This is a genomic window from Mesorhizobium sp. URHB0026, assembly GCF_054059755.1.
Window position 1 is genome coordinate 2,385,597 of record NZ_JBSSCN010000001.1, and the last position, 24,755, is coordinate 2,410,351.

The 24,755-nt window shown below is 62.2% G+C and carries 25 protein-coding genes; 12 read left to right on the forward strand and 13 right to left on the reverse strand.

From position 1 onward, the window contains the following. Positions 1–12: 12 nt before the first annotated feature. The 9 genes from ACVWWD_RS11940 to ACVWWD_RS11980 form a co-directional block, all read right to left on the reverse strand. Positions 13–474 (reverse strand): GNAT family N-acetyltransferase, encoded by a 462-nt coding sequence (locus ACVWWD_RS11940; protein ID WP_031241019.1) that lies wholly within the window; start codon positions 472–474, stop codon positions 13–15. A 26-nt stretch (positions 475–500) separates the two neighbouring features. Continuing rightward, the gene (locus tag ACVWWD_RS11945) at positions 501–1,253 is read right to left on the reverse strand and encodes a molybdopterin-synthase adenylyltransferase MoeB (protein ID WP_457103078.1); all 753 of its coding nucleotides are present in this window, start codon (positions 1,251–1,253) and stop codon (positions 501–503) included. Between the two features lie 31 nt (positions 1,254–1,284). Next, the gene (recF, locus tag ACVWWD_RS11950) at positions 1,285–2,424 is read right to left on the reverse strand and encodes a DNA replication/repair protein RecF (protein WP_352549919.1); all 1,140 of its coding nucleotides are present in this window, start codon (positions 2,422–2,424) and stop codon (positions 1,285–1,287) included. Positions 2,425–2,490: 66 nt separating this feature from the next. Then, entirely contained in the window at positions 2,491–3,609 is a 1,119-nt protein-coding gene (dnaN, locus tag ACVWWD_RS11955) for a DNA polymerase III subunit beta (RefSeq protein ID WP_015313988.1), read from the reverse strand. Positions 3,610–3,809: 200 nt separating this feature from the next. After that, positions 3,810–5,354, reverse strand: coding sequence for a chromosomal replication initiator protein DnaA (gene dnaA, locus ACVWWD_RS11960; RefSeq protein ID WP_031241021.1), 1,545 nt, complete (start codon positions 5,352–5,354; stop codon positions 3,810–3,812). A gap of 856 nt (positions 5,355–6,210) precedes the next feature. Next, positions 6,211–6,477 carry a 30S ribosomal protein S20 gene (gene rpsT / locus ACVWWD_RS11965; RefSeq protein ID WP_015319343.1) on the reverse strand — a complete coding sequence of 89 codons (267 nt, stop codon included), beginning with the start codon at positions 6,475–6,477 and terminating at the stop codon, positions 6,211–6,213. Between the two features lie 179 nt (positions 6,478–6,656). Then, positions 6,657–7,430 carry an enoyl-CoA hydratase gene (locus ACVWWD_RS11970; RefSeq protein WP_023773034.1) on the reverse strand — a complete coding sequence of 258 codons (774 nt, stop codon included), beginning with the start codon at positions 7,428–7,430 and terminating at the stop codon, positions 6,657–6,659. A gap of 34 nt (positions 7,431–7,464) precedes the next feature. Continuing rightward, positions 7,465–8,355, reverse strand: coding sequence for a bifunctional DNA-formamidopyrimidine glycosylase/DNA-(apurinic or apyrimidinic site) lyase (gene mutM / locus ACVWWD_RS11975; RefSeq protein ID WP_352549920.1), 891 nt, complete (start codon positions 8,353–8,355; stop codon positions 7,465–7,467). Next, complete coding sequence (locus ACVWWD_RS11980) at positions 8,348–9,589, reverse strand: phosphopentomutase (protein ID WP_023773032.1); 1,242 nt, start codon at positions 9,587–9,589, stop codon at positions 8,348–8,350. The genes mutM and ACVWWD_RS11980 overlap by 8 nt, the downstream gene beginning before the upstream one ends. 151 nt (positions 9,590–9,740) lie before the next feature. On the opposite strand from ACVWWD_RS11980, the gene ACVWWD_RS11985 reads away from it, so the two are divergent. Then, positions 9,741–10,661, forward strand: coding sequence for a phosphate/phosphite/phosphonate ABC transporter substrate-binding protein (locus tag ACVWWD_RS11985; protein WP_023773031.1), 921 nt, complete (start codon positions 9,741–9,743; stop codon positions 10,659–10,661). Positions 10,662–10,667: 6 nt separating this feature from the next. Here ACVWWD_RS11985 and ACVWWD_RS11990 read toward each other — a convergent pair whose 3' ends face one another. The 3 genes from ACVWWD_RS11990 to ACVWWD_RS12000 all read right to left on the reverse strand — a co-directional run bounded on the left by ACVWWD_RS11990 (position 10,668) and on the right by ACVWWD_RS12000 (position 12,475). Then, the gene (locus tag ACVWWD_RS11990; RefSeq protein ID WP_352549921.1) at positions 10,668–11,291 is read right to left on the reverse strand and encodes a TadE/TadG family type IV pilus assembly protein; all 624 of its coding nucleotides are present in this window, start codon (positions 11,289–11,291) and stop codon (positions 10,668–10,670) included. A gap of 40 nt (positions 11,292–11,331) precedes the next feature. Further along, a complete protein-coding gene (locus tag ACVWWD_RS11995; protein WP_023783444.1) occupies positions 11,332–11,913 on the reverse strand; it encodes a TadE/TadG family type IV pilus assembly protein in 582 nt (193 codons plus the stop codon). A 139-nt stretch (positions 11,914–12,052) separates the two neighbouring features. Further along, a complete protein-coding gene (locus tag ACVWWD_RS12000) occupies positions 12,053–12,475 on the reverse strand; it encodes a pilus assembly protein N-terminal domain-containing protein (protein ID WP_023773028.1) in 423 nt (140 codons plus the stop codon). Positions 12,476–12,833: 358 nt separating this feature from the next. Between ACVWWD_RS12000 and ACVWWD_RS12005 the strand changes: the two genes are divergently transcribed. The 9 genes from ACVWWD_RS12005 to ACVWWD_RS12045 all read left to right on the forward strand — a co-directional run bounded on the left by ACVWWD_RS12005 (position 12,834) and on the right by ACVWWD_RS12045 (position 21,911). Beyond that, the gene (locus ACVWWD_RS12005; protein ID WP_023773027.1) at positions 12,834–13,010 is read left to right on the forward strand and encodes a Flp family type IVb pilin; all 177 of its coding nucleotides are present in this window, start codon (positions 12,834–12,836) and stop codon (positions 13,008–13,010) included. A 170-nt stretch (positions 13,011–13,180) separates the two neighbouring features. Further along, positions 13,181–13,699, forward strand: a complete 519-nt coding sequence (locus tag ACVWWD_RS12010; protein ID WP_023773026.1) for an A24 family peptidase — start codon at positions 13,181–13,183, stop codon at positions 13,697–13,699. A 210-nt stretch (positions 13,700–13,909) separates the two neighbouring features. Then, complete coding sequence (gene cpaB / locus ACVWWD_RS12015; protein WP_023773025.1) at positions 13,910–14,719, forward strand: Flp pilus assembly protein CpaB; 810 nt, start codon at positions 13,910–13,912, stop codon at positions 14,717–14,719. Next, positions 14,716–16,230, forward strand: a complete 1,515-nt coding sequence (locus ACVWWD_RS12020; RefSeq protein ID WP_352549922.1) for a type II and III secretion system protein family protein — start codon at positions 14,716–14,718, stop codon at positions 16,228–16,230. Before cpaB ends, ACVWWD_RS12020 begins: the two co-directional genes overlap by 4 nt. 14 nt (positions 16,231–16,244) lie before the next feature. Then, positions 16,245–16,976, forward strand: a complete 732-nt coding sequence (locus tag ACVWWD_RS12025) for a CpaD family pilus assembly protein (RefSeq protein WP_023773023.1) — start codon at positions 16,245–16,247, stop codon at positions 16,974–16,976. Positions 16,977–17,029: 53 nt separating this feature from the next. Continuing rightward, a complete protein-coding gene (locus ACVWWD_RS12030; RefSeq protein ID WP_457103620.1) occupies positions 17,030–18,313 on the forward strand; it encodes an AAA family ATPase in 1,284 nt (427 codons plus the stop codon). Positions 18,314–18,336: 23 nt separating this feature from the next. Then, positions 18,337–19,842 carry a CpaF family protein gene (locus ACVWWD_RS12035; protein ID WP_023783447.1) on the forward strand — a complete coding sequence of 502 codons (1,506 nt, stop codon included), beginning with the start codon at positions 18,337–18,339 and terminating at the stop codon, positions 19,840–19,842. A 29-nt stretch (positions 19,843–19,871) separates the two neighbouring features. After that, entirely contained in the window at positions 19,872–20,885 is a 1,014-nt protein-coding gene (locus ACVWWD_RS12040) for a type II secretion system F family protein (RefSeq protein WP_352549924.1), read from the forward strand. Positions 20,886–20,894: 9 nt separating this feature from the next. After that, on the forward strand, positions 20,895–21,911 hold the full coding sequence (locus ACVWWD_RS12045) for a type II secretion system F family protein (protein ID WP_023773019.1): 1,017 nt from the start codon (positions 20,895–20,897) through the stop codon (positions 21,909–21,911). A gap of 88 nt (positions 21,912–21,999) precedes the next feature. Here the strand turns inward: ACVWWD_RS12045 and ACVWWD_RS12050 are convergent, their stop codons facing one another. Then, positions 22,000–22,830, reverse strand: coding sequence for a tetratricopeptide repeat protein (locus tag ACVWWD_RS12050; RefSeq protein ID WP_352549941.1), 831 nt, complete (start codon positions 22,828–22,830; stop codon positions 22,000–22,002). 124 nt (positions 22,831–22,954) lie between these two features. On the opposite strand from ACVWWD_RS12050, the gene ACVWWD_RS12055 reads away from it, so the two are divergent. After that, the gene (locus ACVWWD_RS12055; protein ID WP_352549925.1) at positions 22,955–24,319 is read left to right on the forward strand and encodes a leucyl aminopeptidase family protein; all 1,365 of its coding nucleotides are present in this window, start codon (positions 22,955–22,957) and stop codon (positions 24,317–24,319) included. A 70-nt stretch (positions 24,320–24,389) separates the two neighbouring features. Beyond that, the gene (locus ACVWWD_RS12060) at positions 24,390–24,740 is read left to right on the forward strand and encodes a MarR family winged helix-turn-helix transcriptional regulator (protein WP_015319324.1); all 351 of its coding nucleotides are present in this window, start codon (positions 24,390–24,392) and stop codon (positions 24,738–24,740) included. The last annotated feature ends 15 nt before the right edge of the window (positions 24,741–24,755 follow it).

Below are 24,755 nucleotides of genomic sequence, written 5' to 3' on the forward strand. Positions count from 1 at the left end.
ATAAACCGAAGCTTACGAAATGGTCTTGCGCATGGTGATGGACGTCGGCCTGTCATAGCCCTGATGCGCCGTCCGTTCGGTTTCGTGAAAGCCGAGCCGGGCAAAGGCGGCATGATTTGCAGTCAGCTCGATCCTCGTCTCCAGTTCGATGTCGGCCTTGCCGCGGCTGCGGGCCAGATCTTCGGCCGCTTGCATCAGCCGCCGGCCAATGCCTTGCCCCTGGCGGTCCGGGGCGACGGCGAGCTTGCCGACATAAAGACCCTCGACCCTTTCAAGAGCAAAAACGCAGCCCACGATCCTGTCGCCGTCGAGCGCCACAAAGCCTGTCTCCCGCAGGGCCTTGGCGCGCAGTGCTTCGACTGTGAGCAGGTGAGCCGACGATGGCGGGTCGATGATGCCGTCCATGAGGGCGAAAGCATGCATGATCAAGGCAAGCACATCACCCCAGCGGCCGAAATCGGCGGGGATTTGCATGATTGAAACATGGGGCCGTTCCAAGATCAGCGTCTCTTGTAGCGGATCGTCTCGAAGCGGGCGGCGAGCGCATCGTAAAGCAGCAGCCGGCCAATCAGGGGCTCGCCTATGCCGGTGATCAGCTTGATCGCCTCCATCGCCTGCAGCGTGCCGACGACCCCGGTCAGCGCGCCGAGCACTCCGGCCTCCGCACAGGACGGCACCAGGCCCGGCGGCGGGGCTTCGCGAAACAGATCCCGATAGCTCGGGTTCGGCCTGCCGTCCCTGCCGTCCTCGAACGGCTTCAACACGGTGACCGAGCCATCGAAACGTCCGACGGCCGCATGCACCAGCGGCTTCCCTTCGCTGGCGCAGGCATCGGCAACCACGTAACGCGTCTCGAAATTGTCGGACCCGTCGACGACGATATCGTACTTGGCGACGAGGGCAGGGGCGTTTTCCGCGGTGAGTCGAAACGTGTGCGTTTCGACCGATGTGTTGGGATTGATGCGGGCGATCGCAGCCCCTGCACTCTGGGTTTTCAGCATGCCGACCATATCGGTGCCGTGAATGACCTGCCGTTGTAGGTTGGAGAGCGAAACAGTGTCGTCGTCGACAATGCCGAGCGTGCCGACACCGGCCGCGGCGAGATATTCAAGCACCGGCGCCCCGAGCCCGCCAGCGCCGATCACCAGCACCCGAGCCTGCTTGAGCTTCTGCTGGCCAGCGCCGCCGACCTCGGGCAGCACGATGTGGCGGGCATAGCGTTCGATCTCGTCGGCGGTGAGCGCGGTACTCATATCAGGACCATATAGTGGTCGAAAAACCTTGTCAGGGGTCTTCGGTTGGCCCAACCGTGCCATGGTCGACCGTCAGGAACTGCGCGCGGCCATGCAGGCTGGAAAACAGCGCCGCATCGGTGCCCGTCATGAAAGCCTGGCAGTTCAGGTCTTCCAGGATCGAGAACAATGCCGCGCGCCGGCCGCCATCGAGATGCGCCGCGATCTCGTCGAGCAGCAGGATCGGCGTCAGGCCGGACATTTCGCCGGTCAGCCGGGCATGCGACAGCACGATGCCGACCAGCAACGCCTTCTGTTCGCCGGTCGAGCAGAGTTCGGCCGGCATTGCCTTGGGCCGGTGCCGGACCATGAGGTCCGAGCGGTGCGGACCCTCGAGGGTGCGTCCGGCGGCGCGGTCCCGGTCGCGGCCATCGGCAAGCGCCCGTCGGAACCGCTCCTCGACATCGACCGCCGGTGCACCGGCAATCTCGGCCTCCAACTCACCCGAAAGGCCGATATCGGCCTGCGGAAACGGTCCGGTGTCGGGCAGCCGGTCGATCATGGCCACCAGCAGGCGCACCAACTCGGAGCGCGCGGCCGCTATCGCCACGCCGGTCTCGGCCATCTGCGTCTCTATCGCCTCGAACCAGCTGGCATCCCGCGAGCCTTCCGTCAGCAAGCGGTTACGGCCTCGCATCGCCTTCTCGTAATCGAGTGCGCGCTGGCCATGGCCGGGATCGATCGCCAGAACCAGCCGGTCGAGGAAGCGCCGGCGATCCGCTGCCGGCCCGGTGAACAGCGAATCCATCGCCGGCGTCAGCCACACCACACGCAGCCATTCCAGCATGTCCTCGGCCCGCGCCGCGACTCCATTTATACGCACCCGCCTGCCGCTCTCCGCGGTGTCGCCTCCGGAAATGCCTGTGCCGATCTCGACCTCGCCTTCAGGTCCGTCGAGCCGTGCATGCAGGGCAAAACCGCCATCGCCACCCTCACGGGCCACATCCCCGTAGGCTGCGCGGCGCAAGCCGCGTCCCGGTGTCAAAAAGGAGATCGCTTCGAGGAGATTGGTCTTGCCGGCACCATTGTCGCCGGAAAAGACCACGGCGCCCGGCGCAACATCTATCGCAAGGGTCGCATAGTTGCGAAAATTGGTAAGCGTGAGCTTACTTATGTGGGTTTGTGCCGGCAACCGTTATCCGCCTTTAGAAGTCGCCGCAACCAAGGCCTAGTCGTATTGCCAGCGACGCCGCGCCGGCTATACCCGCATCGGCATCAGCACGTAAAGCGCGGTCTCGTCGGCCATGTCGTGGATCAGCGTCGGCGAACCGGCATCGGCCAACATGAATTTGGCCTCCGTGCCGGTCAATTGCGCGGCGACATCGAGCAGGTATTTGGCGTTGAAGCCGATCTCGATCGGGTCGGCTGAATAGTCGGCCGCCAGTTCTTCCGTGGCGCTGCCTGAATCCGGATTGTTGACCGCAAGCGTCACCTGGCCTTCGCTGATCGAGAGCTTCACGGCCCGGCCGCGTTCGGAAGAGATGGTCGAGACCCGGTCGACCGCGGCGGCGAAGCTTTGGCGGTCGAGGATCAGCTTCTTGTCGTTGCCGGTCGGAATGACCCGCTGATAGTCCGGGAAGGTGCCGTCGATCAGCTTCGAGGTGAGGACGACGCTGCCGATGGTGAAGCGGATTTTGGTGTCGGACAACTCGGTGGTCACGGCGACATCCGGATCGTCGACCAGTTTCTGCAGCTCGCTCACTGTTTTGCGCGGAATGATGATGCCCGGCATGCCCTCGGAGCCAGCCGGCGCGTCAATCTCGGCGCGCGCCAGGCGATGGCCGTCGGTTGCCACCGAGCGCAGCTTCAGCTTGCCGCCGACCTCATGCGTGTGCAGGTAGATGCCGTTGAGATAGTAGCGCGTCTCCTCGGTGGAGATGGCGAACTGCGTCTTCTCGATCAGACCCTTCAGCGCCACCGCATCGAGGCGGAAGATGTGCGAGAAGGATCCGGCCGAAAGCTCGGGAAAGTCGGATTGCGGCAGGCACTGCAGGCGGAAGCTCGAGCGGCCCGACGTCACCGTCATGGCGTTGCCGTCCTCGTCCGTCTTCAGCATTACCTCGGCACCGTCCGAGAGCTTTCGCACGATGTCATAGAGCAGGTGCGCGGGGACCGTCGTCGCCCCGCCGCGCTCGACCTTGGCGGGCGTCGCTTCCGTCACCTCCAGGTCGAGGTCGGTGGCCTTCATTTCGAGGCTGGCGCCGTCCGCGCTGAGCAACACGTTCGACAGGATCGGTATGGTGTTGCGCCGTTCGACCACGCGGTGCACGTGGTTGAGCGACTTCAGGAGATTTGATCGTTCCAGAATAACACGCATGACGAAACAGGCTCGCTTGAATGAATGAACGGGTCTCCGGCTGCCGGCGCCCCGCGAAAGCTCTGAACAGGCTTCAGAATCTACGCAAACTGACAGGAAAAAGCCAGTGAACGCAAGCCCGCGCCACCGGTTCGGGCCGGTTGCGCGGGCTTTCTGGGGATAAAGCTGGCCAACCCCGCAAGCGGGCGGTTTCTGACCGGTCAGGCCTGGTCGTTGATCAGCCTTCTCAGCAATTCCAGTTCCTGCGCCAGCGTGTTGTCATTGCCGGAAAGGTCCTCGATCTTGCGCACGGCGTGCAGCACCGTCGTGTGATCGCGGCCACCGAAGCGCCTTCCGATTTCCGGCAGCGAGCGCGGCGTCATCACCTTCGACAGATACATGGCGACCTGTCGCGGCTTGACGATGGTGCGCGTGCGCCGATTGGACAGCAATTCCGTCTTCGAGACGTTGTAGTGGCGCGCCACGATGCGCTGGATGTCCTCGATGCGGACCCGCTTCGGCTCGCCCGTGCGATAGATGTGGCCGAGGATCTCGTCGATGCGATCGATGGTGATCTGCGGCTCGAACGACTGGCGAAACAGGAGCTGGTTGAAGGCGCCCTCCAGTTCACGTCCGCTGCCGGTCACGGTCCGGGCAACGTGGTTGAGGATCTCTTCGGAAATGCCCAGCGATGCATCGTCGATCCTGGCCGTGGCCAGACGCAGTTTGAGCATGCCGAGCCGCATGGCGAAATCGGGCGCCGACATTTCGAGGGCGACGCCGCCATTGAGACGCGAACGGACCCGCGGTTCGAGCGATTCCAGCTCCGACGGTGGACGGTCGGCGGCAACGACGACCTGCTTGGCGCTGTCGAGCAGCATGTTGATCAGATGACAGAATTCATGCTGGATCGATTTGCCCTGCAGGAATTGCATGTCGTCGATGATCAAGAGATCGATGTCGCGCAACTGCTCCTTGAGCGTCAGTGCGTTGTTGTCGCGGATCGCCGTGGCGAAGCGCCACATGAAATACTCCGCGGTGAGGTAGACCACGCGTGACTTCGGGTTCTGCTTCAGCGATTCCGCCGCGATGGCCTGCAGCAGGTGAGTCTTGCCGAGCCCGACGGTGGCATGCAGGAAAAGCGGATTGAAGCGTACCGCGCTCGACTGCGATTCCGCCACGGCCTTGGCGGCGGCGAAGGCGACCCGGTTCGACGGTCCCTCGATGAAGGAGCCGAACGTGTAACGCGGATCAAGCGGTGATCCCAGAACATTGTGGCGGAACTCGCTCTCGACCGGCACGCCCGGACGCGGCATCGGAGACCGCTCCACCCTACCTGGACTGACGGTGCCGGCGGCCAGAGCCGTCTGCGTCTGCCGCGTCATCTTGCGGGCCGGCGCCAATTCCGGTTCGGGCTGGCCGCGCCCCTGACGGGTTGCGGTGCGCACGACGATTTCGATCTTGAGAAGCTCGGGATCCTCGTGCTTCCACAGCTCTGAAATGAGATCATGATAGTGGCCGTTGATCCACGAGCGCAGGAAGGCGGTGGGCACGGAGATGCGGACAATGCCCTTGGACGCTTCCGCGACCTTCATGCGTCCAAACCAGCTGGAATAGACTTCGGTTCCCAGGCGCGCCTTCAACTGGGCCTTGACCCGGTCGAACTTCTGTTCCGCGTCGCTGGAGACCGCCATCTCGTTTGCTCCGATCAAAGTTCCAGGAAATGGGAGGTCGCCCGTAAGCTCCCTTTCGATGCCGCTCTGCATGATCGAGTTCCTTGCCTTTCTGTACCTGTTTTTCGCTGGGGATGCGCCTCCTGCATCCTTTTCCGGCGACCGTGTCTTCGCTACGATGCCCATTGCCGCCGCCGGCAATGAGCGTCGCCCACTATCCGGCGGGAACCGGTGCCGGCCCATGGAAGCCAGTCCGCGTTGGGTATGTCAGGGCAATACAACACCGTCCGGCGAAAGAGCGCCGGCGCGCCGTCCTACCTGCCATGTGTCTAGTTACGCCAGTCCCCTACCGTATCGAAAAAGAGCAAACCATACCCGTTCGCGGACTTGATCCACGTCGCAAATCCCGCCAATTTAAGCTGGCCGCGTAAGGCTGGGTTAAGGGCCAGTGGCCCGCCCCGTTCGATAGATCGACATTACCGAAATCGCTGTGGATAGGGCAAGGCCACGTCTAACGGATTTTTAAGGAATCTGGTTACCTCGGCCGGGTTGGAGCGCCATGCCGCGGCGGCATATTTTGACAAAGCCATTGGGATTCAAACCCTTTTCCGACGAATATGAAAAAGCCGGGCCGGCGTGAAATTTTCTGAAATAATTCACTTGACAGCCAGTTGTCCTCCTGACCCTTCGGCGCGCTGTGGACAAGCTGTGGATGACTGTCACTAACTGCTTGGGAACAAACAGCTATTTGTGCGGGGCGGAGTTTTCTCGGTCGGCGCTTTTGAAGCGCGCCGATCATCAGCGGGCATGTATGTGCCGGCAAACCATTTCGAACTCGGGAACCTGAACTTGGGGCTGTCTGCGGTTATTCTTTTTAAGTACTTGCCGGCAAACGAAAAAACCCGGCGCGATCGGCCGGGTTCGAAGAAGATCTCCTGAAAAGTCGATATCAGGCCGACAGCACCTTGAGGCGCTGGGCGAGGCGCGACACCTTGCGGGACGCTGTGTTCTTGTGCATCACGCCCTTGGTCGCGGCGCGCATCAATTCCGGCTCGGCTGCCTTGAAGGCGGCCTGTGCGGCCGCCTTGTCGCCGGAGGCGAGTGCCTCCTCGACCTGGCGGACGTAGGTGCGGACGCGCGAGCGGCGGTTCTTGTTGATCGCTGCGCGGCGGGCGATCTTGCGCGTTGCCTTTTTGGCCGAGGATGTGTTGGCCATGATGCCTCTCTTCTGATCTGGTCGGCGCACGCGGCGTGCCGCAGGGCGCAAAAAACAAACGGGCAGCCACGGGGCCGCCTCGGTTGGTGCGGCTTATAGTTCAGCTTTTCCGGCGCGTCAACGCCGACTGGCGTTCTTTTTGCCGATGCCACGGGTTTCGGACGCTGGCCCGCCACGCCCTACCGGTTGGTGAAATTCGGCTTCCGTTTTTCGGCGAACGCCGCCATCCCTTCCTTCTGGTCTTCGAGCGCGAAAAGCGAGTGGAACAGGCGGCGTTCGAATCGCAATCCCTCGGCAAGCGTCGTCTCATACGCGCGGTTCACCGCTTCCTTGGCCATCATCACCGATGGGAGCGAGAAATCCGCGATTTTGGCCGCCGCCTTGACGGCCTCTTCGACCAGTTCGGCGGCCGGAACGACCCGCGACACCAGGCCCGAACGTTCGGCCTCGGCGGCATCCATCATCCGTCCGGTCAGGCACATGTCCATTGCTTTCGATTTGCCGACGAACCGGGTCAGGCGTTGCGACCCGCCCATGCCGGGAATGACACCGAGCGTGATCTCGGGCTGGCCGAATTTGGCTGTATCGGCGGCTATGATGAAGTCGCACATCATGGCGAGTTCGCAGCCGCCTCCCAGGGCATAGCCGGCCACCGCCGCGATGATCGGCTTTCGTGCCCGCGTGAACTCTTCCCAGCCAGCGAAGAAGTCCTGGCTGTAGGCATCCGCGTAGGAGATCGCCTGCATTTCCTTGATGTCGGCACCGGCGGCGAAGGCCTTGTCGGAACCGGTAACAACCATGGCGCCGATGCCAGGATCGGCGCAGAAACCGTTCACGGCCGAGACGAGTTCAGCAAGGATCTGGGAATTCAACGCATTGAGCGCCTTTGGCCGGTTCAGCGTGATCAGCCCGACCTTGCCACGCGTCTCGATTATGATCGTTTCATGGTCCATGGGCTTGCTTCTCCTTGCTCGACGGCGGTCTAGCTTACCTCTGACAGGTCCGGCAATAGAAGGTCGAGCGCCCGCTCTGCACGATGCGTTCGACCTGGCCGCTGCAGCCGGGCTTGGGGCAAGGCTCACCCTCGCGGTCGTAGACGGCGAAGGAATGCTGGAAATAGCCCAGCGACCCATCGGTGTGCATATAGTCCCGCAGTGAAGACCCGCCGGCAGCGATGGCGTCCGCGATGACCGAACGGATTGCCTCGGCGAGGCATTCGCTTTGTTCCCTGGCCTTCTTGCCTGGCTTGGCGATGGTGCCTGCCTCGCGCAGGGGTGACAGGCCTGCGCGCCAGAGCGCCTCCGAGACGTATATATTTCCTAAGCCGGCGATCAGCCTCTGGTCGAGAAGCGCTGCCTTGAGCGGCGCTCTGCGGCCTTTCAGCAGCGAGGCAAGCAGAACGCCGTCCAGCGCATTGCCGGTGGGCTCGACACCCAGTCCGTCCAGCATCGGATGCGTCTCCGGCGGCTCTTCCGCAAACAGCATGAAACCGAAGCGGCGCGGGTCGTTGAAGATCACCCGGGAGCGCGCGCCGGCCGCGGAAACGACATGGAACACGACATGATCGTGCGCCGCGCTCTTGGAACGCTCATGATGGAACACGCCCGGTGTCTCGTCGTCGTCGCCGGTCTCGATGCGAAAGGAGCCCGACATGCCGAGGTGGCAGATCAGAACCGGACCGCCCTGCATATGCATGGTCAGATATTTGGCGCGCCGGCCAAGCGCCGTGACCGTCCTGCCCGTCAGCCGCTCCGAGAACCGTTCGGGAAAGGGGAAGCGCAGATCGGGTCGTCTCATCTCGACCCTGGCCAGATGGGCACCTTCCAGGACCGGCTGCAGGCCGCGCCGGACCGTCTCGACTTCGGGCAATTCAGGCATGGCCGCCAATCGTGGCGTGGAAGGACGTGCCGTTACGGCCGCGCGCCAGCCGCAGATGTTGGGCAACCGTCTCGCCGATATCGGCGAATGTCGCCCTCAGCCCTATGTCGCCGCCTTTGAGGCCGGGTCCAGTGCCGATGACCGGAATGCGTTCGCGCGTATGATCGGTGCCGCGCCAGGTCGGATCGTTGCCGTGGTCGGCGGTCAGGATGAGAAGGTCGCCCGGCTTCAGCTTCGCAAATGCCTCCGGCAAACGCCGGTCGAAGGCCTCGAGTGCGGCGGCATAACCGGCGACATCGCGGCGATGGCCGAATTCGGTGTCGAAATCGACGAAATTGGCGAACACGAGGTCACCGTCGCCGGCCTCGTCCATGGCGCCCAGCGCCTGGTCGAACATGGCCATGTTGCCTGCCGCCTTGCGCACTTGTGAAACCCCGCGATGGGCGAAGATGTCGCCGATCTTGCCAACGGCGATGACGCGGCTGCCGCGCGCCGTCAGCCGGTCGAGCAATGTCGGTTCGGGCGGCGGCACGGCGTAGTCGTGGCGGTTGTAGGTTCGTTCGAAGGTGGCTGATGTTTCACCGACGAAGGGGCGCGCGATCACCCGTCCGATCCTCAGCGGGTCAACCAGCCGGCGCACCACCTGGCACAACTCATAGAGCCGCTCCAGGCCGAAATGGGCCTCATGAGCGGCGATCTGCAGGACGGAATCGACCGACGTGTAGCAGATCGGCTTGCCCGTGCGGATATGTTCCTCGCCGAACCGCTCGATGATCTCGGTGCCTGGCGCATGGCAATTGCCGAGGATGCCTGAAACCTTGCCCTCGCGGATGATCGCCTCGGTCAGATCGGCCGGAAAGGCGGGAACCGTATCCGGGAAATAACCCCAGTCGAAGCGCACTGGCAGGCCTGCGATCTCCCAGTGGCCGGAAGGCGTGTCCTTGCCGCTCGAAATCTCCTGCGCCGCGCCATGGAAGGCATTGGCGAGCAGGTCCGTCCCGAAATGGGTAAAACCCAGTCCTGTCGCCGTCTCGGCCGCCTTGCCAAGTCCCAGCGATGCCATATGGGGGACGAACAGTGGTCCCTGACGAAGCCCTTCGCGATCGGCGCGCCCTTCCGCGCAAGCTTCGGCGATGTGCGCCAGCGTGTTTGCACCGGCGTCGCCATAGCGTTCTGCGTCGGCCGCGCCGCCGATGCCGAAGGAATCCAGGACAAAGAGGAATGCACGCGCCATCGGGTCATTTGTTGCCAGTGTGGACCTCAAGACATAGGGTTCCGCGGCGGCCTTGGCAATTCGGAAACCAAACGGCAATACAGGCACAAAGATCAGGTGTCGCGACCAGTTGGGCGCCCATGGACGAAATAAGAGGCAAGGCGGTCCCGTCATGAAGGGTGCGCTCAAGACATGGACTGCCCTCATGGCTGTGAACGGTGCGTTCTGCGGTGGACCGGCGTGGGCGGACTGGCGCGACGATATCAGCACATTTCGCATCGGTATCGTCGCCGAACCCGGCGCCGGCAATACCGTTCCGGGGCTGGCCGTGCTGACGCAAGCCTTTACCGATGCGCTCGGCATGAAGGTGGAATTCGTCGTTGCCCGCGATTACGCGGCACTGATCGAGGCACAGGCCAATGCGCGGATCGAATACGCCATCTATTCGGCGATCGCCTACGCCACGGCGCTGCAACGCTGCGAATGCATTGAGCCGCTCGTGGCTCCGGTCGATTCAGACGGTGCGGCCGGCATTCGCTCGGTACTGCTGACCAGGGACGGCAAATTGCCCGGCTTGGCTGACATGGAGACCCGCCGGATCGCCATGCCGCCGCCGGACAGCGTCGGCGGTTCGCTTTTGCCGCTGGCGGGCTTGGCCGCCGAACACGTCAGGATCGCCGAGGGCGCACCATTCCTTGTCCATGCCCCGTCGCCATCGGCGGCTGAAACCATGCTTGTCGACGGCGAGGCCGACGCCATGTTCGGTTGGGTGAAGGCAGCGGCCGACGGTCAGCCGCGACCGCCCGGGGGCACCCAGGCAAGGCTCGAATCATCAGGCCTTTCGGCGTCGGCTCTTCAGGTCGTGTGGACGTCGGGTCTGCTGAGATACGGTCCCCATGCGGTGCGCGGCGACCTCGATCCGGAAGCCAAGCGTCGGCTGACGGTGTTCCTCACCAATCTCAAATCGACGACGCCGGATGTCTACGATCTTCTGGAGCCGAAGCATGCCGGCGGCTTCATGGCCGTGGTTCCGAAGGACTATTCGGCGGCGGAGGCAATCGTGCGGATGGTGTCGGTGGATGGCCGGCAATAAAGTCCTTCAGCAGTCGCTGCAAGGGATCGTGACGCTTCTGCGGGGACGCAGAAAATAGGTTTCGCCCATCGGGATCTTCGTAGTGAGAGATGGGGTCAATCCAAGCTTCTGAGTGGTGTCCGGCTGCCAGTTGATAATCGGCAAATAGCCCAGATTGCTTTCCACGCGGACGAGGAACGTCCCGGGGACCCTGAGGCTTGCCGGAACCGTGGTTGCGGTGCCGGCGGTCGCTCCGACGCCATTCACACCGTTGATCACCTTGCGCGACCACACCACCAGCACCTTCGGTGTGGGATCCGTGGTGACCTGTATGGCCGTGATGGTGATGTCCGGCACGGAGCGGCTATAGGGTTGAAGGGTCAAGGTGCCGATCTTCATGATGGCATCGAGGTCCACTTTGGCGATGGTCGGCTGTTGTGTGACGAGATCGGCGACCATGCTGCCGACACGGCTGACCTTCTTGCTCGTCTCAATGGCCTGCGAAGCCTCCATGGTCATGAAATACATGACCAGCAGGACAGGCGCGATAAGCGCGAACTCGACCGCCGCGACGCCACGACGATTGGACCAGAACTGGATTGATTTGCCCCAGAGCCCAGCAATTCCCTGATGTGCCCCCGCACGCATCATATTCACTGCCCTTTTTTAAGTTGTTGCTTCGCTGATGGTCTCAATTGTCGAACGGCTCGTTCTGCCAGGTCACCGAAGCGAAATGCAGGGTTTTGTTGCCGCCCATCGACTGCGCCATCAGGTTGGTCATGATGGGCCATTTGTAGAAGACCCGCAGCATGTTCTTTGACTCCGCCGCACCCGCCGTGACGGCAAAGGGCACATCGGCGCCGCTATTCGTCAGCTGGATGTTACCGCCCTGGATCCTGAAGCCGGCCTGTGCCGCGTCCGCGAATGCTGTGTATTGGCGAAGATCGACGCTCAACTGATTGGGGCAATCCTGCGAGACGATGATTTCCAGCTTGCCGCAGATCATGTTCTTCAAATTGTCTCCGGCGACGTCGGCGGCCCTCAACTGGCCGGTGCGCAGCCGGCGCGCGACATCGTCGGTAATGTTGGCCATCACCTCCTGGCTGGCAAATGAGATGCAGCTTTCGAGGATGGCGAAGACGAGAAGCGCGAACGGCATTGCAAGCAGCGCGAACTCCAGCGCCGTGGCGCCGCGCCGGTCGCGCACGAAGCGGTGGAAAGGCCTGGCGCGCTCGATCTTGCGTTGATCTGTCGAGCCGAATTCCATGCTCATGCGATGTTCCTGCCATCCTGACGGTGCTGACAGGTGTATTAGTGCAAACCAATTGAGGTCCGGTTTGAATGATCGTTAAACTCGGCGCAGGCATTTTAACCAGGCAGTAACCTGGGCGCTGGCGTGGCCCCCGCACGGCTTATTTGGTGACGCTCATCTCGGCTTCGGACGATTTCTCCGCGTCACTCTTGTAGGAGCTTTCGCAATAGGGCGTGCACGACATGGTCTGGACCTCCGCGCGCCGGTAAATGCGAACCGACGTGGCCGCCTGGCGGACCACGGTGACCTGTGCGTCGACGATCGGGCTGCCCTCTGGGTCAAGAACGACGAGATTGGTGACACCGAAACCCTTCCCGGTGAGCACGATCGTCGAGGCATCCTGGACGGAGGCGTCGGCGATTGCCGGGTTGCCCACGACGATCGTATCGGCGGGGCGCGACAATTTCACGATCTTGGCCTGGTTCATGGTGACCTCGATCCCGGCGCCGGCCCTGGCGGGCGCGGTCAAGCTGGCGGCGGCAAGGAGCACGGCAATCAGAATCGACGATCTCGGCACGGCCATCAAGGCGCTCCACGCAGGCGGACTGTTCAACGGAACATGAACGAGATTGGTGAACCAACGGTTAAGTTGACTTGTTGCGCTCGGATGTGGCGGTCGGCATGGACGAGCGCATCACCAAACTCGTGCACGCGTCGCAAGCCTGCCCAAGCCCTTGCCGTTTGCGGCGTCGAGCCGCAAAACAGAACATTAGTCAGCGCTTAGTGTGGAGTTAACCACGCAAGATGTTCTGGCGGGGAAAGGAATCGGTAAGGCTGTTTATTAAGCCGATCGAAAGAGCTTCTCCCTAGATTTGCAGCATCCGATCAACCATCACAGAAGTTGACGGAAGTGCTGTAACACGTGGAGTAGGAGCTCTCGAATGTCTAATCTCATCGCACGTTTCGTGAAGGACGAATCCGGCGCGACCGCCATCGAATATGGTCTGATCGCCGCTCTCATCGCGCTCGCCATCATCACCGGCGCCGGTGCGCTCGGCAATGCTATCAATGCCAAGTTCGCTGCTATCGGAACGACCCTGAATACCACCGGCACCTGATCTGCCGTATTGCTGGTCGCTTAGATCTTCTGAACAAGGGCCGCCATGTGGCGGCCCTTGTTCTGTCCTGCCGTCAGTGGCGGTCCGCTCTTCGCTCTTGGCCTCATAAATCATTAACGGAACATGCCTAGACTAAAACCCCGTTGACCCGGACAATAGGCACAGCGCCGATGCTTGAAGCCCTGATTTTCGTCGTCTTCCCCTTCTGCATGCTGTTTGCTGCGATCTCCGATATGCTGTCGATGACGATCGCCAATCGCGTGCCAGTATTGCTTGTCGTCGTCTTCGCGCTGGTGGCGCCGCTGACGGGCATGGACTGGGCAGCCTATGGCGGACATTTCTCGGCTGGCGCCATCGTCCTAGCCGTGACGTTCGGCCTGTTCGCCTTGGGTGGCATGGGCGGCGGCGACGCCAAACTGCTGGCCGCCACGGCCGTGTGGATGGGGCTCAACGTGCATCTCGTTGAATATCTAGTCGTCTCGACATTCATCGGCGGCCTTCTGACAATCGCGATCCTGCTTTACCGGAAGTCGACGCTGGCGGTTTTCACCGGCCGCAATCCATTCCTGCGTCATTTCGCCGAAGAGTCGGCCGGTGTTCCCTACGGGATCGCGCTCGGCCTGGGCGGACTGCTGACCTTTCCGGATTCCCCCTTGATGGTATGGGCGCTGGCAAGGCTGGCGAACTGAATTTATCAAATTTTCGTCGGCTGGCATTCCTTACAAGCCGCCTTGCGGAGCGGCGGCCCAGCATTTCCGCGCATCTCGGCGCGATCCATCCAATTTATGTAAACGTTAAATTAATCACGATCGTAAGCATTGCATTAACCTTGTTTTGACGATTGCCGCTGCAAAGTCCGGCTTGGCTAGGTGGTTTGCCAATGGCGAGGGTTCGGACAGATGCCAGCATCCCGATTGATTATTCTGAGCGTGGCGGTGGCCGCGGCGGGCGGTGCTGGTTATGTCGCGAAAAACATGGTCGCTCCGCCGCCTCAGATCGTAGTCGATTCTGGCCCCCAAGCCCCGGCGGTATCCCTGCAGGACGTGCTCGTGCTTTCGGGCGATGTCGCGATGGGCAACGCGCTCCAGAACAGCATCGCCTGGCAATCCTGGCCCGCTGACGGCATCAACCCGAATTTCATCACCAAGGCCACCGCTCCCGACGCCCTGGAGAAGCTGAAAGGGTCGATTGCCCGTGTGCCGATGTATGCGGGCGAGCCCGTCCGGCGCTCCAAGTTGATCGGCGAGGGGCAAAGCTTCATGTCGTCCATCCTGCCTTCCGGCATGCGGGCGGTCGCCACGACCATATCGGCCGACACCTCGGCCGGCGGCTTCATTCTTCCAAACGATTTCGTCGATGTCATCATGACCCGCAGGGCCGATGCCAACACCGGGGCAGGCTTCAGCACCGAGACCATCCTGAAGAATATACGCGTCCTGGCAATCGATCAGACCATCCAGGAAGACGAGGAAGGAAAGAAGACCAGGGTAGGCCAGACCGCCACGCTGGAGCTGACGCCCAAACAGGCGGAGATCATCACCGTCGCCCAACAGATGGCGGATCGCCTGACGCTGGCGCTGCGGGCGATCACGGACACCCAGGAAAAGAATGTGGACGAGGCCGACTATCTCGTTTCCGGCAATGGTCGCAGGGGAACGGTGAGGCTGATCAAGTCGGGCGAAGTCTCCGAGGTAGGGGCAAGGAAATGAGGCTAAGCGCTAAACTGCCGGCAATCGTAGCCATGGCATTCGGCCTGCTGCTCGTCGGAGCGAATGTGCGGGGCGTCGAGGCGAAGAGCACGCAGGTGTCGGCCACGACAGCCACCCAGCGCGTCAAGCTTGGCCTCAACAAGTCGGTGGTCATAGACCTGCCGAGCGATGCTTATGACATTCTTGTCGCCAACCCCTCCGTTGCCGACGCTGTGACCCGCACCGCAAGGCGTATCTATCTATTTGGCAAGTCGGTCGGCGAAACCAACATCTTCGTCTTTGGACCGAACGGCGAACAGATCGCCAGCCTCGACCTTGCCATCGAGCGTGACGTCGCCGGTCTGGAAGATTATATCAAGCGCTTCCTTCCGACTTCGGCCGTCAAGGTGGAACTGTTGAATGACAACGTTGTCCTGACCGGCACCGTGGATACCCCATTGGATGCTAAGCGTGCCGAACAGCTGGCGAATATGTTTGTGTCAGGCGGTGAAGCGACGACGGGACAATATTCGCAAACCGCTGCCGGCGGCTCGGCCCAGAGCGGCGTCGACATCAACAACCCGGACCAGCAGCGCCGCGTCAGCCAAATCGTCAATCTCTTGCAGATCATTGGTGACGACCAGGTCACGCTGAAGGTGACGGTGGCCGAAGTCAGCCGCTCCGTGATGAAGCAGCTCGGCGTCAATATGGTCGGCAGTGGCGGCAGCAACGGCATCAGCTATGGAGCGATTAGCGATAATTTCACCGGACTCGGCAAGCAGCTGTCGAATTCTGGCTTCAATATAGGCGCCTCGGGGTTGCAAGCCTATGTCAATGCCATGGAGCAGTCCGGGGTCATGAAGACCTTGGCCGAGCCCACCTTGACTGCGGTATCCGGCGAGAAGGCGACCTTCAAGGTCGGCGGTGAATACAACATGGTGAGCGGCGTCACAGCGAACGTATCGACCGACAACCAGACTGGCCTGAAGAACTATAGCATCGAGAAGATCGAATATGGCATCGGCCTGGAGTTCCAGCCTGTGGTGCTGTCTCCCGGCCGGATCAGCCTGAAAGTCAGAACGTCGGTTTCCGAGCCGACCACCGAAGGGTCCGTTTCGCTCTCGTCGGGTGTGACAAGTCCCGGCACGAATGTCCTGTCTCTGCGCAAGCGTCTTGCCGATACGACGGTGGAACTGCCCTCCGGCGGCTCCATGATGATCGCCGGCCTTGTTCGCGACGATGTCAGGCAAGCCGTCAACGGCTTGCCTGGACTGACAAAGATTCCAGTGCTCGGCGCGCTCTTCCGCAGCAGGGATTTCGTGCGCAACGAGACAGAGCTCGTCATCATCATCACGCCCTATCTGGTGAAGCCGGTGGCGCGCAATGAACTCGCCAAGCCGGACGACAATTTCAACCCTCCAAGCGACGGGGCCGGCATGTTCCTTGGGCGTGTCAATCGCGTCTACGGCACCATGCGGACCGACAGGCCCAACGGCCGCTATCACGGCGTTGTCGGCTTCATCTACAAGTGAACGGGAAAGCGGACATGTCTCAGTCAGCATTGAAGGCAAAGACCATGGCGATGCGCTCCGGCCGTTCTCGAACAGGCCTGCAGGCCCTTCCGATCCTCGCGGCAGCGTTGACGGCTCTGCTGGCCGGTTGCGCCCACCGCGACAGCATTACCGTGGGCGCCATCCCCGACGACTATCGCACCAATCATCCGATCGTCATCGCGGAGAAGAACCAGAAGATCGACCTTCCCGTCGGCGCCGGCGACCGTGGCATGACCGGCTCGCAGCGGGACACGCTTCTGGGGTTCCTCGACGGTTACGACAAGTCTGCCGCTCCGTCATTGACGATCCAGGTTCCAAGCGGATCCGCCAATGAGCTTGCCGCCACGGCGGCCGGTCGCGATTTCGCCCGGCTCGCGGTCGCCGCCGGTGTCAAGCGCAACCGGATCGTCGTGGTCTCCTATCAGGCCGGATCGAGCGAGGCCTCAGCCCCGGTTCGCGTATCCTACATCGCGGTGAGGGCACAGACCGACAAATGCGGACGTTGGCCCGATGACCTGGCGGAAACGTCGGAAAACAAGCACTACGCCGATTTCGGCTGCTCCTATCAGAACAATCTTGCCGCCCAAATGGCCAATCCGGCCGATCTTCTCGGGCCGCGCAAGTCTACCACCATTGATGCGGCAAATCGCAGCAAAGCCATCGGCGTCTACCAAGACAGAGGCATTTCGGATGAATTCCTCGGCAACTCGGAAGTGACTTACTAAGCCGCCCTCGGAAAGAAGCGACGCCAGGAACAGGCCACGGAAAGAGCATGACCATGAGCAGCCTTGCCTATGACGCCACCGTCGAGGGCGGCGATACCTCGCCGCAGGACGTCGCCGCGATGCAGACGTTGCGGCCGGTTCCGCGCATTTCGATCCAGGCATTCTGCGAGACCGAGGGCGTTGCCAATCCGGTCCAGCGCGCCGGCGAGGACCGTCGCATGACCAAGGCGCATCTCAAGGTCCATATGGGCGGCGTCGCCACGGCGATTGAATTCTACCAGTCGGCGCCGACGCCCAACCTGATCCTGCTGGAATCGCGCAGCGAACCCAAGCAATTGCTTGAGCAGCTCGCCCAACTCTCGGAATACTGCGATCCATCCTCGAAAGTGGTGGTGATCGGTCACTACAATGATGTCGGTCTTTATCGCGAACTCATCCGTTCCGGCATCTCCGAATATGTCATCGCGCCGGTGTCGATGGCCGACATCGTCAGCGTCGTGTCGTCGATCTTCGTCGATCCGGATGCCGAACCGCTCGGCCGCACGGTCGCTTTCGTCGGCGCCAAGGGCGGCGTCGGCTCTTCCACGATCGCCCACAACGTCGCCTGGGCAATGTCGTCGCTGTTCAAATCCGAGGTCGTTGTCGCCGACCTCGATCTCGCCTTCGGCACCGCCAACATCAATTTCGACCAGGATCCGGCCCAGGGCATCGCCGAGGCGGTGTTCTCGCCCGAGCGCATAGACGAAGTCTATCTCGACCGGCTGTTGACCCAATGCGCCGAGCACCTGTCGCTGCTTGCGGCGCCCTCGACGCTGGACCGCGTCTACGACTTCGATCCCGATGCCTTCGCGCAGCTTGTCGATACCGCGCAGCGCAGCGTGCCGCTGCTTGTGCTCGACGTTCCCCATGTCTGGACGGGATGGGCCAAGAACACGCTGGTCAAGGCTGACGAGATCGTCATCACGGCGACGCCGGAACTGGCCAATCTGCGCAACACAAAGAACCTGGTCGACATGTTGAAACGGCTTCGTCCGAACGACCCGCCGCCGAAATTGATCATCAATCAGGCCGGCGTGCCAAAGCGGCCGGAGATCTCGGCATCCGATTTCGTCGAACCGCTCGGCCTGACACCGATGTCGGTCATCGGCTTTGATCCCCTGCTGTTCGGCAATGCCGCAAACAACGGGCGGATGCTGGGCGAGATAGATGCCAAGAACCCGGTTGTGGCCACGATCAACGAGATTGCTCATGTGCTGACGGGCCGCAGCGAAATCCGGGCGAAGAAGAAAGCTGGCCTGGGCAGTCTGCTCGGCAAGCTGTCGCGCAACAAGAAGTGACGCAATGGGGTCGGTAGTCGGTCATGTTCGGTAAAAGAGGCAACGACGACGGCAACCGGTTCACTCCGGAATTTCGCCAGCCGGCACCGGCTACGGTTGCGCCGGCCGCCGCGGTTTCGGCCGACACCGCGGTTCTTGCACGGCCCGCGGCCCCGCCTCAGCCGAGCGCACCTGTTGCGCCGCCGGCCAGGCGCGCGGTCGAAGCGCCATCCATTGCGCCGGAACCGAGGAAGGGCCGCGAAAAGAGCGAAACCTATTATGACACAAAGAGCCAGGTGTTCTCGGCTCTCATCGATACGATTGACCTGTCGCAACTCGCCAAGCTCGATCCGGAAAGCGCGCGCGAGGAAATCCGCGACATCGTCAACGACATCATCGCGATCAAGAACTTCGCGATGTCCATCGCCGAGCAGGAAGAACTGCTCGAAGACATCTGCAATGACGTGCTTGGCTACGGGCCGCTCGAGCCGTTGCTGGCGCGCGACGACATCGCCGACATCATGGTCAACGGGTCCAAGAACGTCTACATCGAAGTGAACGGCAAGGTCGAGCAGACGGGCATTCGATTTCGCGATAACCAGCAGCTTCTCAATATCTGCCAGCGCATCGTCAGCCAGGTCGGCCGCCGCGTCGACGAATCCAGCCCGATCTGCGACGCCCGTCTCCCCGACGGGTCGCGCGTCAACGTCATCGCGCCGCCGCTGGCCATCGATGGCACCGCGCTCACCATCCGCAAATTCAAGAAGGACAAGCTAACGCTCGATCAGCTGGTCAAGTTCGGCGCCATCTCTCCGCAAGGGGCAGAAGTTCTCAAGATCATCGGCCGTGTCCGCTGCAACATCGTCATCTCGGGCGGCACCGGCTCCGGCAAGACGACATTGCTCAACTGCCTGACCAACTACATCGACCGCGACGAGCGCGTCATCACCTGTGAGGACTCGGCCGAACTACAGCTGCAGCAGCCGCATGTCGTGCGCCTGGAAACGCGTCCGCCCAATCTCGAGGGCGAGGGCGAGGTGACGATGCGCGACCTTGTCAAGAATTGCCTGCGCATGCGGCCTGAACGCATCATCGTCGGCGAAGTGCGCGGACCCGAGGTCTTCGACCTGCTTCAGGCGATGAACACGGGCCATGACGGCTCGATGGGCACGATCCACTCCAACAGCCCGCGCGAATGCCTGAACCGTATCGAATCCATGATCGCCATGGGCGGCTATTCGCTGCCGCAGAAAACCGTGCGTGAAATCGTCGTCGGCTCCATCGACGTGATCATCCAGGCGGCACGCCTGCGCGACGGGTCGCGCCGCATTACCCATATTACCGAAGTGATCGGAATGGAAGGCGACGTGGTCATCACCCAGGATATCGTCCTCTACAACATCAAGGGCGAGGACGCCAACGGCAGACTGCTGGGAGAACACGTGTCGACCGGCATCGGCCGCCCGCATTTCTGGGAACGCGCGCGCTACTACGGCGAAGAGCAGCGCCTCGCAATAGCGCTCGAGGCCATGGAGAAACGTGCTGACTGACGCACTCACAGGCGTGAAGGTTCTGGTCGATGTTTGGAATTGACGGCACCGTACTGGCGTTTGTCGTACTCGCCGGCTTCAGCGCCGGCGCGGTCGCCTATGTATTTCTGTTCAACCAGATCAGCAATGAGAAACAGGCCGGCAGGCGGCTGGAAACGATCAAGGCCGCCGAGACGGACCGTTCCGTCGTCAAGGCCACCCGCGACCGGGCGGCCGACGCCGCCAAGCGCCGCAAATCGGTGCAGGATTCACTGAAGGATCTCGACGAAAAGCAGAAATCCAAGGACATCGCCGTCAAGAAGCCGCCGCTGAAAGCGCAGCTTCGCCAGGCTGGGATGAAGGTGTCGATCGAACGTTTCTATATCTATTCGGCCATCTGCGGCCTCGCGCTGACGGTGGTCGCGTTCGTGGCCGGTGCGCCGATGATTGTCTTGCCAGGTGTGCTGCTCGCCGGAGCGCTTGGCCTGCCGCGTTGGTTCGTTTCTTTTCGTCGTAGCCGGCGCGTCAAGTCATTCCTCAACGAATTTCCAAACGCGCTCGACGTCATCGTGCGGGCGGTCAAGTCCGGCCTGCCGCTGAACGATGCCATCCGCCTGATCGCCAACGAATCCCCTGAACCGGTCAAGACCGAGTTTCGCCGCGTCGTCGATTCGCAGCAGATGGGCCTGTCGATCCCCGACGCCACCTTGCGCATGCCCGAAACCATGCCATGCACCGAGGCGAGCTTCTTCGGCATCGTCATCCAGATCCAGTCGCAAGCCGGTGGCAATCTCTCCGAAGCGTTAGGCAATCTTTCGCGCGTTTTGCGCGACCGCAAGAAGATGAAGGCCAAGGTCGCGGCCCTGTCGATGGAGGCGAAAGCGTCCGCCGCCATCATCGGCGCCTTGCCTTTCATCGTTGCCTTTCTCGTCTATCTCTCCAGTCCCAACTACCTGATGCCGCTGTTCACGACCAGCGTCGGCCATCTGATCCTCGGTGTTTCCGCCGTCTGGATGTCGATCGGCATCTTCGTGATGCGCAAGATGATGAATTTTGAAGTCTAGGGCCGTCGCATGACAGAACAAGTCATCAAATCACTGACGGATCCCAGCCTCCTGATTGCAATGCTGGTCGCTGTCGCCGTGTTCGCAACCGTTTTTACGCTGCTGCCGGCGCTTGGCGGAAACCAGTTGAAGGCCCGCATGAAGTCGGTCGCGCTGGAGCGTGACGAGCTTCGCGCCAAGCAGCGCGCGCGGCTTGCGAACGAGGCCGATCGCCGCCGCAAGGGCCTGCGCGAGCAGCAGTCGGTCGGTATGCGCAACATTGTCGACCGGCTCGATCTGCGCCGTGCATTGGCCGACGAGTCCACTTTGCAAAAGCTCAAGGTCGCCGGCTTTCGCGGGCAAAATCCGCTAACGCGATTTTTGTTCTTCCGTCTGGTGCTTCCTTTTGTCGGTTTCGCGCTGGGTCTGTTATATATTTTCGTGCTCGGAGGGTTGCCCGACAAGCCATTGGTGATCCGGCTTTTCGTCTGCATTCTCGTCGCCTATGGCGGCTTCTATGCGCCGGTCCTCTACGTCAACAACCGCGCGACCAAGCGCAAGCAGTCGATCCAGCTGGCGTGGCCGGATGCGCTCGACCTGATGCTGATCTGCGTGGAATCCGGCATGTCGGTGGAAGCCGCGCTGCGCAAGGTCGCCGACGAGATCGGCGCGCAATCGGTGGCCCTGGCGGAAGAATTTATCCTGACCAACGCCGAACTCTCCTATCTGCAGGAACGCAAGCAGGCTTACGAGAACCTGGCAAGTCGCACGGGGCTGGAATCGGTCAGGTCCGTGTCGCAGGCGCTCGTCCAGGCCGAGCGCTACGGCACACCGGTGGCGCACGCGCTGCGCGTGCTTGCCGCGGAAAGCCGAGACATGCGCATGAACGCGGCCGAGAAGAAGGCCGCCGCGCTGCCGCCCAAGCTCACCGTGCCGATGATCCTGTTCTTCCTGCCGGTGCTGTTCGCCATCATCCTGGGCCCTGCCGGCATCCAGGTCAGCCAGCGCGGCATCTTCGGCCAGTCGCAAAGCAACGGCACCCAATAGGCGAATCCGCACAATCCAAACGAAAGAGCCGCGCGGAAAGTGCCGCGCGGCTCTTTCGTTTGGCGCGATCGGGCGCCGCGCGCGGCGATCAGTTGGTGGCGGCTTTCGCCGGTTTCGCCTTGTCCTGATCCTTAAGCTGGCTCCAGGCGTTCTGCTGAGCCAGCATCTGCCTGAGATAGGCGACGTTGGCCTGTGCCTGTTCGGGGGAAAGTTCTTGCGAGGCGATCTTCTCGGCTTCGTCGAAGCGACCCTGCAGCCCGACAACGAGCGCCAGGTTCTGACGCACCCGGCTGTCGGCATTCGGCTGCTGGGCGGCAGAGCGCATATAGGTCTCGGCCGTGCGCAGATCCCCTTCCAGCACATAGGACATGCCGAGATTGGAAAGGATCGATGGCTCGTTCGGCTTGAGTTCGAGGGCCTTGCGGTAGAGTTGGCGCGCTTCGTCCTTCTGGCCGACCTGATCGAGGATGGCCGCCTCCGCCGACACCAGCCTCCAGTCGGGGTATTCCGGCGTTTGTGCGCGGCGCACGGCGTCGAGCGCTGCCTCGAACTGGCCATTGGCCGCCAATGCCTTGCCATAGGCTGCGAGAACTTCGCGGTCCTTGGGGTAGGCGATCGCCAGCTTGCGCATCACGGCGAGCGACTGGTCGGCATCGCCGTCCATCTGCAGCGCCGCCGCGAAGTTGGTCGCTATCCGCTTGTCGTTGGGGTTCCTCGCGTAGGATTGGCCAAGTGCGGCCGTGGCATTGTGCAATTCTCCCGCCGACATCGTTTCCAGCGGCTTGCCGCTGGTGCGTCCGATCGAGCCTGTGGTCAGTTTGTCGGTCGCGCAACCGGCAACGCCCGCCGCAAGCGCCAGCATGAATGCCGTGGTAATGAGCCGTTTTCCCCGGATGTCTATCGTGCGGTCGGTCGGCATCGGCACCTGGGCCTCCATTCATGCGTGGCCATTGCGTGGCCATCTTCCCTCCAGCAGAAATATTCTGTTAACCCTAACGGAGGGTTAAGACGCCGACTCGCAAACTCGGCAGGAGAAGCATCTGATGTCCGTTGAACTGGTCGAGAGCAAGCTGAAGAACCCGCTGCCGATCCATCTGATCGCCAGGGACGGGCTGGAGACGGCCGGTCTATCGCCGTCTATTGTCGCTTGGGCCAAGGCAAACGGCTTTTCCGGCGAGGCCGGCAGGACGCTGATCCTGCCGGGCGAGAACGGAGCGCTCGGCGGCGCCATGTTCGGTCTCGGTGACGGCGACGGCGCGCTTGCCGTCGGTGCGCTGGCGAAAACCTTGCCGGAGGGCGATTGGCATTTTGCCTCCAAGCCTGCGGAGCCGGAATTGGCGGCTCTTGCAATCGTGCTCGGCGGTTATGTCTTTGCCCGCTACGGCAAGAAACCGGGCAAGGCGCTGCGCTTCGAATTGCCCGCCGGCGTCGATGCGCGGCGCGTTCGCCGTATCGTCGACGGTGTTTTCCTGACGCGCGACCTGGTCAACACACCGACCAACGACATGGGGCCGGACGATCTGGAGAAGGCGGTGCGGACCGTGGCTGGGGTTCACAAGGCCGAAGTCTCCGTCATCAAGGGCGACGATCTGCTCGCACAGAACTTCCCGATGATCCATGCCGTCGGCCGCGCTTCGTCCGATGCGCCGCGTCTGATCGACATGACGTGGGGGCAGCAGGGTGCGCCGAAGGTGACGCTGGTCGGCAAGGGCGTCTGCTTCGACACGGGCGGCCTCGACATCAAGCCATCGTCAGGCATGCTGTTGATGAAGAAGGACATGGGTGGCGCCGCCAACGTGCTGGGCCTGGCCTCGATGATCATGGCCGCCGGGCTCAACGTGCGGCTGCGCGTGCTGATCCCCGCGGTCGAGAATTCGATCGCCGGCAACGCTTTCCGCCCGGGCGACGTGCTGGCGAGCCGCAAGGGCATCACTGTCGAGATCGGCAACACGGACGCCGAGGGTAGGCTGGTGCTGGGGGACGCACTGGCGCTGGCCGATGACGAGGAGCCGCAACTTCTCATCGACATGGCGACGCTGACCGGCGCCGCCCGCGTCGCGCTTGGCCCCGACCTGCCGCCCTTCTACACCGATGACGAGGCGCTTGCCTCCGAGCTGGCGGCGGCATCGCTGGCGGTCGAGGACCCGCTGTGGCGCATGCCGTTATGGCGGCCTTACGACTCGAAACTGTCGTCGAAGATAGCCGACATCAACAATGTCACATCAGATGGTTTCGCCGGCTCGATCACCGCGGCGCTGTTCCTAAAGCGCTTCGTCGAGAAGACGGCAAGCTGGGCGCATTTCGACATCTTCGCCTGGAACCCCGCCGATCGCCCGCATGCCCCGGCCGGTGGGGAGGCGCAGGGGATCCGGACGCTGGAGCGGATCATCTCGACGCGCTATGGCTGATTGCCGAGAGCAAGTCGGCAATTTCGAGAACTGAAACGGAACCGAAACAATTTGCCGTCATGCTGGCGCGATGTCGATTGCGATGCGCCCGAGCCAGGCCCTGCGACTGTGGCAGCAAGTGATGCTGTCGCAGGTGCGCGAGGACGCGCCTGATCTCACCATGCGTCAGACGGCGATCCTGTTCACCATCTACCTCGATCCGCCGCCGCACACCGTGCGCGGGCTTGCCGCCCGCCTCAATGTCACCAAGCCGGTGATCACCCGCGCGCTCGACACGATGGGCGCGCTGAAGCTGGTGTCGCGCCATCGCGACGAACTCGACAAGCGCAACGTCCTGATCAAGCGCACCGTCGAAGGCGCGCTCTTTGTCGAGCGCTTCGGAGATGGTATCATCGCCAAGGCCCACGAACTGCCGATATAACCGATTTCCATTTGA